9 protein-coding genes are annotated in these 15314 nt (G+C 63.9%); 1 reads left to right on the top strand and 8 read right to left on the bottom strand.

What is annotated here, in order from left to right; genetic code table 11:
• Positions 1 to 17: 17 nt before the first annotated feature.
• Positions 18 to 905, bottom strand: coding sequence for a 3-hydroxyisobutyrate dehydrogenase (gene mmsB, locus Q9451_RS06400; protein ID WP_012274200.1), 888 nt, complete (start codon positions 903 to 905; stop codon positions 18 to 20).
• Between the two features lie 9 nt (positions 906 to 914).
• Positions 915 to 2441: a CoA-acylating methylmalonate-semialdehyde dehydrogenase gene (locus Q9451_RS06395; RefSeq protein WP_012274201.1), complete on the bottom strand. Its 1527-nt coding sequence runs from the start codon at positions 2439 to 2441 to the stop codon at positions 915 to 917.
• A gap of 132 nt (positions 2442 to 2573) precedes the next feature.
• On the opposite strand from Q9451_RS06395, the gene Q9451_RS06390 reads away from it, so the two are divergent.
• A complete protein-coding gene (locus Q9451_RS06390) occupies positions 2574 to 3524 on the top strand; it encodes a LysR family transcriptional regulator (RefSeq protein WP_012274202.1) in 951 nt (316 codons plus the stop codon).
• Between the two features lie 31 nt (positions 3525 to 3555).
• Here Q9451_RS06390 and Q9451_RS06385 read toward each other — a convergent pair whose 3' ends face one another.
• The 6 genes from Q9451_RS06385 to recC all read right to left on the bottom strand — a co-directional run bounded on the left by Q9451_RS06385 (position 3556) and on the right by recC (position 15189).
• Positions 3556 to 4047, bottom strand: a complete 492-nt coding sequence (locus Q9451_RS06385) for an OmpA family protein (RefSeq protein WP_012274203.1) — start codon at positions 4045 to 4047, stop codon at positions 3556 to 3558.
• Positions 4048 to 4051: 4 nt separating this feature from the next.
• A complete protein-coding gene (locus Q9451_RS06380; protein ID WP_012274204.1) occupies positions 4052 to 5323 on the bottom strand; it encodes a diguanylate cyclase in 1272 nt (423 codons plus the stop codon).
• Positions 5320 to 5886 carry a YfiR family protein gene (locus Q9451_RS06375; RefSeq protein WP_012274205.1) on the bottom strand — a complete coding sequence of 189 codons (567 nt, stop codon included), beginning with the start codon at positions 5884 to 5886 and terminating at the stop codon, positions 5320 to 5322. Before Q9451_RS06375 ends, Q9451_RS06380 begins: the two co-directional genes overlap by 4 nt.
• Positions 5887 to 5966: 80 nt before the next feature.
• Positions 5967 to 8042: an exodeoxyribonuclease V subunit alpha gene (gene recD / locus Q9451_RS06370; RefSeq protein WP_012274206.1), complete on the bottom strand. Its 2076-nt coding sequence runs from the start codon at positions 8040 to 8042 to the stop codon at positions 5967 to 5969.
• A complete protein-coding gene (gene recB / locus Q9451_RS06365) occupies positions 8039 to 11713 on the bottom strand; it encodes an exodeoxyribonuclease V subunit beta (protein ID WP_012274207.1) in 3675 nt (1224 codons plus the stop codon). Before recB ends, recD begins: the two co-directional genes overlap by 4 nt.
• Positions 11710 to 15189 carry an exodeoxyribonuclease V subunit gamma gene (gene recC / locus Q9451_RS06360; RefSeq protein WP_071984687.1) on the bottom strand — a complete coding sequence of 1160 codons (3480 nt, stop codon included), beginning with the start codon at positions 15187 to 15189 and terminating at the stop codon, positions 11710 to 11712. Before recC ends, recB begins: the two co-directional genes overlap by 4 nt.
• Positions 15190 to 15314 lie beyond the last annotated feature (125 nt).

The raw sequence follows: 15314 nt of genomic DNA, 5'->3' as shown, positions 1-15314 counted from the left end.
GATGAAGTCCTCGCTTGTCAATCCTTCTTGCGATACCCCTCGACGATGGCCGAGAAATCCTTGCCCCCTTCGCCGCGCAGGCTCATGGCCTGATACAGCTGCTGGGCCACAGCCCCGAGGATCACCGGCTGGTGAGCCTGGCGTGCCGCTTCGGTAGCCAGCCCCAGGTCCTTGAGCATCAGTTCGGCGCCAAAGCCACCGGTGTAGCCACGCGATGCCGGCGCGGTTTCAATGATACCCGGCCACGGGTTGTAGGTGTCCGAGCTCCAGCAACGCCCGGTCGAGCTGTTGATGATGCCGGCCAGCACCTTGGTGTCGATACCCAACGCGTTGCCCAGGGCCATGGCCTCGGACACGCCGATCATCGAAATACCCAGCAGCAGGTTGTTGCAGATCTTGGCAATCTGCCCGGTGCCGACTTCCCCGCAGTGCACGATGTTGCGGCCCATCTGCTCGAGTACCGGCTTGAGGCTGGCGAACAGCTCGGCACTGGCGCCGACCATGAAGGTCAGGGTGCCAGCCGCCGCGCCGCCAGTACCACCGGACACCGGCGCGTCACCCATGTCCACACCTTTGCCCGCTGCGGCCTTGGACACATCACGGGCGGTCTGCGGGTCGATGGTGCTGCAGTCAACGGTCGGCGTGCCGGGACGAATACCGGCCAACACGCCGTCCTCGTTCAAGTACACGCTGCGCACGTGGGCTGCGGCCGGCAGCATGGTGATCACCAGTTCGCTGTTGGCTGCCGCGTCCTTGGGCGACGGGCTGATCTGCCCGCCCAGTTCTGCCAACTCGGCCAGCACGGCCTTGTTCAGGTCGAACAGGTTCAGCTGGTGCCCGGCTTTGATCAGGTTGCGGGCCATGGGCGCGCCCATGTTGCCCAGGCCGATGAATGCGATACGCATGACTTCTCCTTAGCGCAGGCTGATGGTGGTGTTCACACCGTCGTTGACGCTGTCGTCATCGAACCAGCGGGCAGTGACGGTCTTGGTCTGAGTGTAGAACTGCACCACTTGCTTGCCGTACGGGCCGAGGTCGCCGAGCTTGGAGCCACGTGAGCCGGTAAAGCTGAAGAACGGTACCGGTACCGGAATCGGGATGTTGATGCCGACCTGGCCGATATCGATTTCGCTCTGGAACTTGCGTGCTGCCGCGCCGCTTTGAGTAAACAGGCCGGTGCCGTTGCCGAACGGGTTGGCGTTGACCAGGGCGATGGCCTCGTCGAGGGTATCGACTTCCAGGGTCACCAGCACCGGGCCGAAGATTTCCTGGGTATACACCTGCATATCGGTCTTCACGCCCGAGAACAGGGTCGGGCCAACGAAGTTACCTTGCTCGTAACCCGGCACCTTGACGTCGCGGCCGTCCAGCTCAAGCTTGGCGCCTTCCTTGATACCGCTTTCGATCAGGCCCAGGACGCGCTCCTTGGCGCGCTTGGAAACCACCGGGCCAACGTCGGTGCCTGGCTCACAGCCGGCATTGACCTTGAGCTTGCTGGCGGCTGCCTTGATATCTGGCAGCCATTCGCGGGCCTTGCCCACCAGCACCGCCACCGAGGTGGCCATGCAGCGTTGGCCCGCCGCACCAAAGGCAGCACCTACCAAAGCATTGATGGTTTGCGTGCGGTTGGCATCGGGCAGCACCACCGCATGGTTCTTGGCGCCCATCATCGACTGCACGCGCTTGCCGTGTTGGCTACCGAGGTTGTAAACGTGGGTGCCGACTTCGGTTGAGCCGACGAAGGAAATCGCCTTGATGTCCTGATGGGTGCAAATGGCATCCACCACCTGCTTGCCGCCGTGCACCACGTTCAGCACACCGGCCGGCACACCGGCTTCCAGCGCCAGCTCCACCAGCAGCATGGTCGACAGCGGGTCTTGTTCGGAAGGTTTGAGCACGAAGGTGTTGCCGCAGACGATGGCCATGGGGAACATCCACAGCGGGATCATCGCCGGGAAGTTGAACGGGGTGATGCCGGCGCACACACCGATCGGCTGGCGCAGGGTGTAGGTGTCGACACCGCTTGCGACGTTTTCGGCAAATTCGCCCATCTGCAGGGTGCCGATGGAGGCGGCGTGCTCGACCACTTCCAGGCCGCGGAAAATATCGCCTTCAGCATCGGCCAGGGTTTTGCCTTGTTCGGCACTGAGCACCTGGGCAATGCGTTTAGTGTGTTCGCGGATCAGCGCCTGCAGCTTGAGCATGATGCGCATGCGCGCGCCGATCGGGGTGTCGCGCCAGGTCTGGAAGGCTCGGTGGGCCGCGGCCACGGCAGCGTCGACTTCCTCGACGGTGGCGAACGGTACGCGCGCCAGCACTTCCTGGCTGGCCGGGTTGACGATGTCGCGCCATTCGGTGGTTTTGGACTCGACCCACTGGCCGTCAATCAGCAGCTTCACCTGCTCGACCTTGGTGCTGTTAGGGGATTGCGGTGCGTTCATCTGCGTTCTCCTTGGAATTATTGTCGGGACGAGATCGCCAGCGCCGGGCAAACGCGAGGTGGCGTCCTGAGGCTTGTTTCGAGTATAGATGTGCAAACATCCAACAAGAACGCACAAAAAAACCGGATCATCATGCAAAAAGACCTCACATCCCTGAGCGCGCTCAACTGGGACGATTTGAAGTTCTTCCTTGAAGTGGCCCGCACCCGCAAGGCCAGCAGTGCCGCCAAACGGCTGAGTGTGGACTACACCACCGTGTCGCGGCGCATCAGCTCGCTGGAGGGCGCGCTGGGTACCTTGCTGTTCGAAAAGTCGCGGACCAACGGCTTTGTGTTGACCGCCGAGGGCCAGCGCTTGCTAGGTTATGCCGAATCGATCGAGAGCACGCTGCACATGGCCTGCGAGCAGGTGTCCGGGTCGGGTGTGGCGTTGTCGGGGCATGTGCGCATGGGCTGCACCGAGGGCTTTGGCAGCTTCTTCATCACCCCGCAGCTCAGCCATTTCGTCGATGCCTACCCGGCGATTTCGGTGGACATCCTGCCGCTGCCGCACTTCATCAGCCTGTCCAAACGCGAGGCGGACATCGTCATCGCGCTGGAGCGGCCGGAGCATGGGCCTTATGTGTGCTGCAAACTGTGCGACTACCGCTTGCGGCTGTATGCGACCCAAGACTACCTGGACAACCACGCGCCGATCCGCCAGGTGGCGGACTTGGCCAAACATCCGTTCATCAGTTACGTGGATGACCTGGCGTTCAGCTCCGAGCTGCTGTACCTGGCCAACCTCATCCCCAGCGCCAGCGCGCATTTGCGCAGCACCAGCGTGATCGCGCAGTACACCGCAGCGTTGCAGGGGCGAGGGTTGGCGATCTTGCCGTGCTTCCTCGCCGCGCAGGACCCTCGGCTGGTGACGGTGTTACCGGAGGAGATCGAGGTGACGCGCCAGTTCTGGATGTACTGCCGGGAGGACTTGAGAAAGTTGAAGCGGATTACCCTGTTGTGGGATTACATCCGAGGTGTGACGGAGACGAATGCGCCGTTGCTGATGGGTGACACACGCCAGATGCGCTTTGCTCAGGAATGATGGGGTTGCTGTGCAACCCCAAACCCTCCCGTCAGTAAGACGCCACCACGATAGACACGCGCCGGTTCTCGGTACGCCCGGCACTGGTGCGGTTGTCCGCCACCGGCTGGGTACTGCCCAGGCCACGGCTCTGGATGTTCTGCGGCTGCATGCCGACCCCGACCAGCGCCTTGGTCACGCTCTGAGCGCGGCGTTCGGACAATTGCTGGTTATACGCCGCCTTGCCCGAGGCGTCGGCGTGCCCGTCCACCCGCACGCCCTGGATGCCAACGCTGAGCAGTGCCTTGCCAATGCGCTCGACAATCGACTGGCTCTGGCCGTTGAGGCTGTCCAGGTCACTGCCGAACAGCACCTTGCCAGACAAGTCGTACGCCCAGCCTTCGTCGGTCGGGGTAAATCCCTCGCGCTTGAGCACGGCAATCTGTTCGGGGGTAAGGCCCTTGGGAGGGGCGGTCTGGCAGCCAGACAGTGCCAGCACGGCGAGCAACAAGGCCCACAGCGGGAAACGTAAAGCCTGTATCACGGGTTCAGCTCCTGTTCTTGATTTCGTTGGCGGACCGTTCCGTCTGCGCCACTTGCCAATGGCCACGGCGTTTACGCTTGGCCTGGTACATCGCCGCATCGGCGGCATTGAGAAGACTGGCGGGGTCAGCGCCGTCATCCGGGTAATAGGCAATACCGACACTCAGTGAGGTGGCGATACTGCGGCCACTGTCCAGCTGCACCGGCAGCTTCATGCTGGCAACGATCTTCTCGGCGATGTGTTCGGCGTCCTTGCGCGACTGCAAAGGTGTCAGCAGCACGGCGAACTCATCACCGCCCAGGCGCGCCACCAGGTCGTGTTCGCGCAACTGGGCGCGTACGCGGTCGGCCACGCTGATCAGCACCTCGTCGCCTACGGCATGGCCGAGGGTGTCGTTGATTTGCTTGAAGTGATCGCTGTCGAGGAACAGCAAGGCCAAGTGGTCCTGCTGCCGTGCAGCATTGCGCACGCTGCGGCTCAGGCGCCCCTCGAAGAAGGCCCGGTTGGGCAGGCCAGTCAGGCTATCGTGGCTGGCCTGGTGGGCCAGGCTCTGGTTTTCACTCTGCAGGTGGCTGTGCCACACCTCCAGTTCGTCCAGCAGGGCATTGAAGTCGTTACCCAGCTCGTTGAGCTCGGCAATCGGCGCTTCCGGCACACGCCGGTCGAAGCTACGCTCGCGGCGGGCGGCGTGGGCGACACTGGCCAGGCCACGCAGAGGGCGGGTGATATCGCTGAGCAGGCGCCGCGACAGGTACTGGGCAGCCAAGGCGCTGAGGATGGTGCAGAACAGGATGCCGGCCAGACCGCTGAGCAGGAACAGCAACAGGCTACGGCCCTGGCCGACCAGTTCGATATGCCCGACCTGTTGTTGCTGGTGCAGGATCGGCAGGTTGACCGGCTCATCCAGCAACGCGGTGGCAACCTGCACTTCCAGTTGCGCGAGCATGTCGGTGTCGCCGCGTTGCCAGTGCGCCAACAGCTCGCCTTCGTCGTTGAAGACCTTGGCCTCGGCCACTTCCTCGGTACTGGCGATCAGCGCCAGCGATTCATTGGCGGCGGCGCTGTCATCGAACACCACCGCTGCCTCTACGGTGTAATTGATCGAGCGGGCAATCAGCTGCAGGTTTTGGTTGGCGTAGACACGCAGGGCGAGCACGCCCAGCAGGGTCAAGGAAATACCCGCCAGGCCCACGGCAAGCAAGGCGACGCTGAGGTGGCCACGGCCCAGCACCGAGCGCAGGGTGGGGCGCACGCTACGCTTGCGGGTCGGTTTCATGGCTGCACCGCCCGGCGACGCGACAATTGCAACACACTGGGATGAATACGCACGCCAGAGCGCGCCACCGAGTCGAGGTTGACATCAAAGGCCACCTGCTGGTCGCTGACCCGCAGGCAGAACAGGCTGCCGACCGTGCAGGGGTCATCCGCCTCGCTGATGCTCAACACCGGATGGCCCCTGACACGCTGGAACAGCTGGTCGCGCTGGCCCTGGTCAAGCTTGCCGATATAGATGGCATCGCAGGCCTGGGCGACCTGGGTATCTTCTGCCAACAGGCGCCGCACCTGCAGGGGGCGACCGGATTCCTGGACATGGCCTTTGATCAGGTCATCGGCGTATTCGGTCGGACCGACCAGGCACAAGCGCAAGGGTGAGGGTTCTATAGGCCAGCGGGCGTAGCTGAAGATACCCAATACGACCTGGGTGACTGCCTGGGCGCGTTGTTGAGCCCGAGCGGCGGTTGTGGCGGAGTCTGCCTGGGCAGGGCCTGTGTAAAGGAACAGGGCGGCCAGCAATAGCGAAAGCGCACAGCTTGTCACTCGCCTTGCGGCCACGTGCATGTGGGGAGTCTCTTAAAATCCTTTCTCGAATTGGCGCAACGATAGCACAAGGCCGCTCCTACAAGGGACCGCGTTCGGTATCAGACTTGTTCCAGCATCAACCCTGAAATACGCCGCACCTTGCGCGCCACCGCTTCTTCAAAAATGCCCTGCCGAGGCTCGACCAGGCTGAAGCAGTGCTTGGCGCGGGTGATGCCGGTGTACACCAGTTCCTTGGTCAGCACCGGGTTGAGCGCATCCGGTAGCACCAGCGCCGTGTGGCTGAACTCCGAGCCCTGGGACTTGTGCACGGTCATGGCGAACACCGTTTCCACTTCGTTGAGCCGGCTGGGCAGGACGAAACGCACGCCGCCACTGCCATCGTTACGCGGGAAGGCCACGCGCAGCAGCGGCTCACCGCGCTCATCCGGCAAGTGCAGGGCGATGCCGATGTCACCGTTCATCAGGCCCAGGCCGTAATCGTTGCGGGTCACCAGTACCGGGCGCCCTTCGTACCAGTGCTGCTGGCTGTCGATCAAGCCAGCATTGTGCAGCACCCGCGCCACCCGCTCGTTCAGGCCTTCGACGCCCCAGGCGCCACGACGCACTGCGCACAGCAACTGGAAGTCCTCGAAGCTGTGCAGCACCTTGCCGGCCCATTGCTCCCACGCTGGGTCGTCAGCAGCGGTTTCGAGTGCTGGCCGATAGCGGCCAAGGGTACGCAGGTAGCTGCGGTAGCCTTGCGGGCCGTCGCTGCCGCGGTTGAGGCCATCGAGCAACAGGCGGTCGAAAGCACGGTCCTGCTCGTGCTTGAGTGCCAGGCTGTGCACGTCGGCGGGTGGCGTGGCCAGCAAGTTGCGCGCCGCATGGGAGTCCTGCCGGTTGACCAGCCGGGCCAGTTGGCCAATGCCGCTGCCCTCACCGAAGCGTCGCGAAAAACGCAGCATCACCACTTGCTGGGCCAGTGGATTGCGCTGTTCGTCGCCAGCCTTGAGGCCAGTGCCGGCCAGTGACTCGCCACTGATCTGTTCCAGCCATGCTGCGGTCGCCGGCGAGTAATAGCCCTCTTCGGCATCCCGGCACAAGTCGCCCAGCACCGCACCGGCTTCCACCGACGCCAACTGGTCCTTGTCGCCCAGTAGTACCAGGCGTGCCCGAGGCGGCAAGGCATCGAGCAGGTTGGCCATCATTTCCAGGTCGATCATCGATGCTTCGTCGACCACCAGCACATCCAATGGCAACGGGTTGCCAGCATGGTGGCGGAAGTGCCGGGAGCCCGGGCGGCTGCCGAGCAGACGATGCACGGTGCTGACTTCTGTGGGAATGTGCCCACGCACTTCGGCGCTGACCTGCAGGCGCTCGACCTGCTGGCCAATGGATTCGGTGAGGCGCGCAGCGGCCTTGCCGGTCGGCGCGGCCAAGCGGATGCGCAGCGGCCTGCCCTGCTCCACTGCCGGCCCTTGCAGCAAGGCCAGCAGGCGCACCACAGTGGTGGTCTTGCCCGTGCCGGGGCCACCCGTGATGATGCTGAAACCGGCACGGGTGGCCAGCGCGCAAGCGAGCTTCTGCCAGTCTACCTGGCCAGCTGGCGCACCACCGTCGAACAGCTGAGCCAGGCGATCGGTCAGGTCGGTCAGCGGCGCTTCGGCCTGGGTCAGGCGCTGGCGCAGGGTATGGTCGATACGCCGTTCATAGTTCCAGTAGCGGCGCAGGTACAGACGCTGGCCGCTGAGCACCAGTGGCCGCGCTTGCTGGCCTGGGCTATCGCCCTCGGCCACCAGCGCGCTGGCAGCGATGCGCTGGCGCCAGGCATTCAAATCGAGGTTGGCCAGCAGTTGCGAGGGAAGCAGCAAGGGGCCTGTCAGCGCATCGCCCTCCGGCGGCAACGACAGGGCGAAATCAGGCTCGGCCAAGGTCTGTTGCAGGTCGAGGCAGACATGCCCGTGCCCCAGTTGATGACTGGCCAGCGCCGCCGCCAGCAATAACAAGGGATCACTGCCGGGAGCGCGCTCTTCCAGGAACGACACGAATGCGCGGTCCAGCGCGCGCAGCCAGCCCCGTTCTACCCAGCGGTCGAGCAGTTGCAGCAGGTCACCGCTGTCATGCTGTGGTGCCAGCGCCAGCAGGTGCTCGGCGTGCAACGGCGTGGGCAACAGGTCGACAAGGCTTCGGCTCATTTCACGGCTCCGGCAAACAGGTCCTGCTGTACGGGTGGGTGCTCGCCACGAAACAGCGCATCGAGGCTTTCGATCAGCTCACGCGGTGGCTTGGCGTGATACACGCCATGGCCGCTGCTGCTGGCACCACGCAGGAAGATGAACAGGGCACCGCCAACATGGCGGTCGTAATCGTAGTCCGGCAGGCGGGCACGCAACTGCCGGTGCAGGGCCAGCAGGTACAGCACGTACTGCAGGTCGTAGCGGTGCTCGATAATGGCCTTTTCCATGGTTTGGGTGTCGTAGGCCTGGATGTCCGGGCCCAGCCAGTTGGACTTGTAGTCGGTGACGTAGTAACGCCCGTCCAGCTCGAAGGCCAGGTCGATGAACCCTTTGAACATGCCGTTGAGCACGGTCGGCTGCGCCGCCGGGCGCGCCAGGCCGGGGTGGGTGTGGCGTGCGACAAGGCGGTCGAGTTGTTCAGCATCGACCTGGTGGCTGGCGAACCAGAACTCCATTTCGATCTGGTAATGATGCAACTGGCCCAGCATTACGCTCTGGTCGCTGCCTGGCAGCGGTAACGCCTCGCCCAGCAAGCGTTGCATCCACTGGCTCAGGGTGGGGATCCAGCCGGTCCAGTCGCGACGGTTGCAGCGCTGGCCAACGGTGCGCTCAATCAGCTGTGGGTTGCCGCTGACCTGGCTAAAGCCTTCACGACCCGCCCATTCCAGCAAGCCATGCAAGAAGGTGCCTGGGTTTGGCCCCCGCGGGAAACGGTGGATATCGCCGCTGTCAGCCGGGACCTCGCGCAACACCTGGGCATCGACCGCCTCGTCATCCAGCAGTTGCTGGGCCTGTGAGCTGTCGGCACCGAGGGTCTGGTCGCCTACGCGCAGGGCGCTGTAAGAAGCGATCCACCAGTGCTCGGCGGCCGCGCGGCGGGGCTTGCGTGCGGGCAGCAGCTCACGCTCGGCGTGCGGCACGCGATACGCCTGCTCATTGGCCTGCGGCAGGCCCGGGCAGGTAATGTGCGGGCATGTAGACGCCAACGCCTGCAACCAGTCCGTCAGCTGCTGCGAGCCTGTCAGGGCAAGGCCGCCACCCAGCAGGTAACCCAATGCCGATCGGTGCAGCTGCGAACTCTTCTGGTTGCCACGCTTGAGGTCGGCGACCCCCAACCAGCACGCATGCTGGGCGCGGGTCAGGGCCACATAGAGCAGGCGCAGGTCTTCGGCCAGGCGCTCGTCGTCAGCGCGCTCGATCTGTTCCTGATCCGGGGTGAGGGTGAGGTGGGCGTTACCTTCGCTGTCATGCCAGGCCAGCGGCAGGCGGCTGCCGTCCACCGGCTTGCTGGTGCAGATGAACGGCAGGTAAACCAAGGGATACTCCAGGCCCTTGGACTTGTGGATGGTCACGACTTTGACCAACTGTTCGTCGCTTTCCAGGCGCAGGATCTGCTCTTCACCGGCCTGCCCGGAATTGGCGAGGTGCTCGGCCAGGTGGCGGATCAATGCCTGTTCGCCGTCCAGCTCACCAGCAGCCTGCTGCAGCAATTCGGCCAGGTGCAGCAGGTTGGTCAGTACCCGCTCGCCATCGCTGCGGCGGATCAGCGTGCGCGGCAGCTGGAAGTCATGCAGCAGGTGCCGCAGCATGGGCAACACGCCCTGGCGTTGCCAGGTATCGCGATAATGGCGAAAACGCATGACCCAGCCTTCCCAGACCCGCTCGTCCTGGTTCAGCTGGTCCAGCGCGGCCAATGACAGGCCCAGTGTAAGGCTGGCCAGTGCGGCCTTGAGCAGGCGCTCCGAGTCGGGCTCGGCGCAGGCCTTGAGCCAGGCCAGCAGGTCGTGGGCTTCCTGGGCGGCGAACACCGAGTCCTTGTCGGACAGGTACACACTGCGTACATCGCGCGCGGCCAGCTCGGCGCGGACCACCTGCGCTTCGTGGCCATCACGCACCAGGATGGCGATGTCCGAGGGCAGGCAGGGACGCAACTCGCCTTCGGCATTCTGGAAGCCTGCCGTGCCTTGCTGGCCACCATTGAGCAGCGCGACGATATGGCTGGCGCAGCTGGCTGCCAGCTGCTGGCGGTAGACACTGCTGGAAACCGCCTCTTCGCTTTCCAGTTGCCAGCACTGCAGGGCTGCACTGGTTTCGCCGTCAATCAGCAGCTGTTCGCCACGGCCCTTGGCGCGCACCTCGATGAACGGCAACGGGTTGTCATCCGCCGCGCGGAACAGGAATGCTCCCCGCCCCGTTTCACGCACTTCGGCCTGCAGGAACACCTGGTTGACCGCTGCGACCATGGCCTTGCTGGACCGGTAGTTGGTGTCCAGGCTGTGCAGGCGGTCGCGGGTGGCGCGCCGTGCAGCGAGGTAGGTGTAGATGTCGGCACCACGGAAGGCGTAGATCGCCTGCTTGGGGTCTCCGATCATGAACAGGCCAGTGTCTGCGCGGTTTTCGCTGATCTGATAGATGCGCTCGAAAATGCCGTACTGAACCGGGTCGGTATCCTGGAATTCGTCGATCAGCGCTACCGGGAACTGCTCGCGGATCAAACCGGCCAAGCGCTCGCCGGCCTCGCTGGCCAAGGCGTGCTGCAGGCGCACGAGCATGTCGTCGAAGCCCATTTCCGCGCGCCGGCGCTTCTCTACTTCGAAACGTGCCGATACCCAGCTGGCAGCATGCTCAAGCAAGGGCGCATCCGGGCTGTCCAAGGCCTGCAATTGTTGCTGCAAGCTCTGCATGGCGTTGAGGCCGGGGTGCTCAGGCGGTTCACCCTTCCAGGCCTCGGCCATGCCCGCCGGGGTCAGGCGGGTAAAACCCGTGCCCAAGTCGAGGTCAACCAGCTGTTCATCACCCGCCCAGGCACAGAGCTTGTCGAACCAGGGCTCGAAGTAACGGGCCTGCATCTTGCGGCCGTCGACCTGCTTGGCGGCCAGCGCATCGCGGCAGATTTGCCGCAGTTGCTCGGCCCACTGCGCCCATGGCGCCTTGAGCCGGGCCAGCTGCTCGCCACGTTGCTGCAGCGATGCCTGGATCAATGCTGCCGGCTCTGGTCCATCCTGCTGAGCACGCACGCGGCCAAACAGTGGGCGAATGCGCGGCAGCAAAGCGTCGGGGCTACCCCAGTTGCCGCGCACCCAGGCCAGTGCATCGCCTTGCATGCCATAGCAAAAACGCCGCCAGTAATCGCGCATGACCTGGCCCAGCAACTCGCTGTGGTCGGTTTCCAGGGTCTGGGTGAACAGGCTGCCGCTGTCGAAGGCATGCTCGCGCAGCATGCGCTGACACCAGCCATGGATGGTCGATACCGCAGCTTCGTCCATCCACTGCACGGCGATTTCCAAGCGGCCGGCACAACGCGGCCAGGCTTCTTGCGGGTAATCATCACGCAATTGGTGCAACAGCGGGTCGGCGCCTTCCAGTTCGCCACGGAAGAACCGTGCAGCCTCAGCCAGGCGGGCGCGGATACGTTCGCGCAGCTCTTTGGTGGCAGCGTCGGTGAAGGTCACCACGAGTATCTGCGGTGGCAGCAACTCGCGGTCGAAGCCTTGTTCGCCACCGTGGCCAAGGATCAGGCGCAGGTACAGCGCCGAAATGGTGAAGGTCTTGCCCGTGCCGGCGCTGGCCTCGATCAGCTGGCTGCCGTGCAGGGGGAAACTCAGTGCCAGGGGACGGTCCTGGGTCATGCGCCTTTCTCCGGGTTGCCCAGGGTCTGCCAAGGGGCGGTGAACAACGGGCGGTACAAGGTTTCGCACCAGCCTTCAAAGGTTTCGTCAGCCGTCAGTGCAGCAAAGTCGCGGAACTGGCGGGCCAGAGCGATGCTCTCACTTCGCTCGCCAAAGCTGGTGCGCTCGTCGCCTTCATAGGCACGGGCTGCGGCGGCCAAAGCCTTGTCGGCGTCGTCCTGGGCCAGCCAGGCGAACGCGGTCTTGGCCGCGACGGGCAGCGGCGCATTCATCGCCGCCTGACGGGCCACCAGCAGGTCGCCCAACAGCTGAGCAGCCTGTGCTTGCGGTAGCGGTGCAAGTAACAGGGTCAGGTCGCTGGCTACCAGTGCACTGTTGTAGGGATAGCCGGCCGCACAGGCGGCCAGGTGCGTAACCCAAGGTGCGATCAGACGATGCCACTTGAGGTTGTTGCGCCCGGCGCTGATTGTGTTGGGTACCGTGGTGATGCTGAGCAGGCTCTGGTCCTGAGCCTGGAACACCCGGCCCAACCAGCCTTCGAGACGGTGCTGAGCGTGCTCGAAATGCACCGGCAAAGCGCCCTCGACCAGCTGAGGCCAGCGTTGCAGCAGCTGTTGGTGACGTTGCAACAAATCGGGTAGCGGTTCGATCAACTCGCTTTGCAGCGATTCTCCGAAACCGGCCAGCGGCAGCAAACCGCAGGCCTGCAGGCGCCGGGCCTGGGCACGCAAGGCCTGTTCGGCATTGTCCGGCTCGGCCAAGGCTGCGCCAAGCAGGCTTTCACTGGCGCCATAGCGTTGCAGCGTATCGAGGACGAAGGGTTCTTCGTCCGGGGTTGGTGCTTCCAGCGCTTCAAAGTACACCTTCAAGCGCTGGCTGAAAAAGTGCCGTACCGGATGGCGCAGAAAGTCATTCAGTTGGGTCAGGCTCAGGGCTTCATCACCTAGGTATGGCGGCAGGCCGGGCTCGCCCTGTTCATCTGTCTCGCCATGCTGGTGCAGCAGTTGCCATTCATGGGCAAAGCTGAACAACGGGCTGCCTTTCTGGAAGTAGCGTGCGCTAAACGGCTGCAAGGGATGCTCCTGAGTCAGAGCGTGCAGCAGTTGCTCGCCCGGTTCGGCTGGCTGCCCCTGCTGCATGCCGGCCAGATGCCATCCCGTGGCGATGTGATCGCGCAACTGGCCGATCAGTACCGAGGCCGGGCGTTCGCTATTGTCACGGATACTGCGCCCGACCCAACTGACATACAGCTGGTCGCGTGCCGACAACAGCGCCTCCAGCAGCAGGTAACGGTCGTCTTCGCGGCGAGAGCGGTCACCGGGGCGGTAGTCGCTGGCCATCAAGTCGAAGTCCAGCGGTTGCTGGGCGCGCGGGTAGTCGCCATCGTTCATGCCCAGCAGGCAAACCACCCGGAACGGGATGGCGCGCATGGGCATCAGGGTGCAGAAGTTCACCGAGCCGGCTAAGAAGCGCTGTGACAGCTTGCCCTGATCGAGGCCCGACAGCCAGGCTTCACGCACCACGGTCAGCGGCAACGGGTCTTGCAGGCCAACGGTCTCGCACACTTCAAGCCAGCTATCGCGCAGATCTTGCAGTTGCATCAGCAGGTACTCGTCACGCTCGCCCTCGGCCAGGAAAAACACCTGTAGCAAAGCATGCAGGCGCTCGCCCCACTGCGTGACGGTGGCGGGCTCGGACAAGGCCTGACAGGCGACTTCGAGCGCATCGAGCAGCGCGACCAGTGGGCCGATCAGTGCAGCGTCCAGGCCACCGATTTCATCGTAGGGTTCAATGCCGTCACAGGCCACGCCCACACCCACTGCATAGCCCAACAGCATACGCCGCAGGCCGAAGCGCCAACTGTTCTGTTCGAGCCCGGCGGGCAAACCAAGACTGGCCCGCTGCTCGGCGTTGAGGCCCCAGCGTATGCCGGCCCCCTCGATCCAGCGGTGTAGCGTGGGCAGGTCGTTTTCGCGAATACCAAAGCGAGCGCGCACTGCCGGCACGTCCAGCAGGTCAAGCACTTCGCTGACCGCGAAACGGCTGTCTGGCAGTTTGAGCAAGTGCTCAAGAGCGATCAGCAAAGGTTCGCGGCCGCGCTGGCCCTGGTCGGTCAGGGTGAACGGGATGTAGCGCGGGTCGTTGCGCTGCAACTGGCCAAAGACAGCGCGGATGTGCGGCGCGTAAGTGTCGATGGCCGGTAGCATGACGATCACGTCACGCGGGCGCAAAGTTGCGTCGGCGCTGAAGCGGGCCAACAGTTGGTCGTGGAGGATTTCCACTTCACGTTGCGGGCTATGGGCGATGTGGAAGCGGATCGAGCGATCCTTTGCAGTGTCCACGGGCGGCCACAGCTCACGGGTTTCGGTGAGCGGGCGCAACTCCAGGATGTCGTCCTGCAGTTGATTGAGCAGCGTGGTGGGCGAACCGTCACTGAACAGGTCGATGCGGCCATCGCTGAACACGCCCTGGTAGCTGCCCGGGTCGTCGTAGCTGTCGAGCAGGTTGATGTAGTCGCGGCCTTGTTTGCCCCAGGCGGCCAGCAACGGATGGGCATGCTGGTGCAACGACTGGTCATCCAGTTGCAGGGGCATGCCCTGCTTGCGTTGCTGGCGTTTGTACTGGTGGCGTAACAGGTCCTTGTCGGCAACGATGTCGGCCCAGTGGTGGCGGCATGGGTTATGAACGCACAACAGCACCTGGCTGAAACGCGCCAGACCGGCCAGTGCTTCCAGGGCCTGGGCGGGTAGTGAGGAGATGCCAAACACGATCACCCGCGGTGGCAGCCCTGCAGGTGCCTGCTCCAGGCTATTGATCCGCTCGATGAAGCGTTGGTGAACCCCGGCACGGCTCTGCGCCATACCCTGCTCGCCAACATCTTCCAGTAATGCTCGCCACAACTCGGCTTGCCAACGGTTGCCCGGCGGCAGCGCTTTGCGCTCGCCACGGGCGGTGTTGAGGACATGCTCGCCTGCGGCCCAGTCCTTGAGCCAGTCGGCGCGGTAGACCTGGTACTGGTCGAATAGGTCCGCTAGCCGTTCGGCTAGCTGGTAGCGCTTGCGCAGGTCGCTGTCGTCGGTAAGGAAGCGCCGCAGCGGCTCGAAATGGGGGCGTTCGATCAGGGCGGGTAACAGGCGCATCAGGCGCCACGTGAGTGGGGCCTTGTCGAGCAGGGAAACTTCGGGAATTTCGTCACGGCCCAGCACGCTGCGGTATAGCTGCCACATGAAGCTACCGGGTAGTTGCACATCGATTGCGGCGGCGATGCCACAGCCGCCCAGGTCATCTTCCAGCGGGTCTTCGGCCAGGGCCAACTTGAGCCATTGGGCGATGCCATTGCTTTGCACCAAGGCTATTTCGTTTTCCAGCGGCGCCAGGGGATAGCGACGCATCCAGCTCACTACCAGGCTGCGCAGGTCGTCGAGGCGGTTGCCGTGGACGATCATGAAGCCGGGGTGGAGAGTGGTAGTAGCCATAGTGCATTCCCTGGGAGCGGTTGATTCCGGTGCAAAACCATATCACGAGGCATGCCTTGGACCATGGCATGCGTGGAGACAAATCTTTTTCTGGCCCAAAAGACAAAACCCCTACCTGCATGCGC

The organism is Pseudomonas sp. NY8896, from assembly GCF_039634505.1.
Note: the sequence above shows the minus strand (reverse complement) of the source record. Positions and strands in the feature narration are given on the sequence as shown.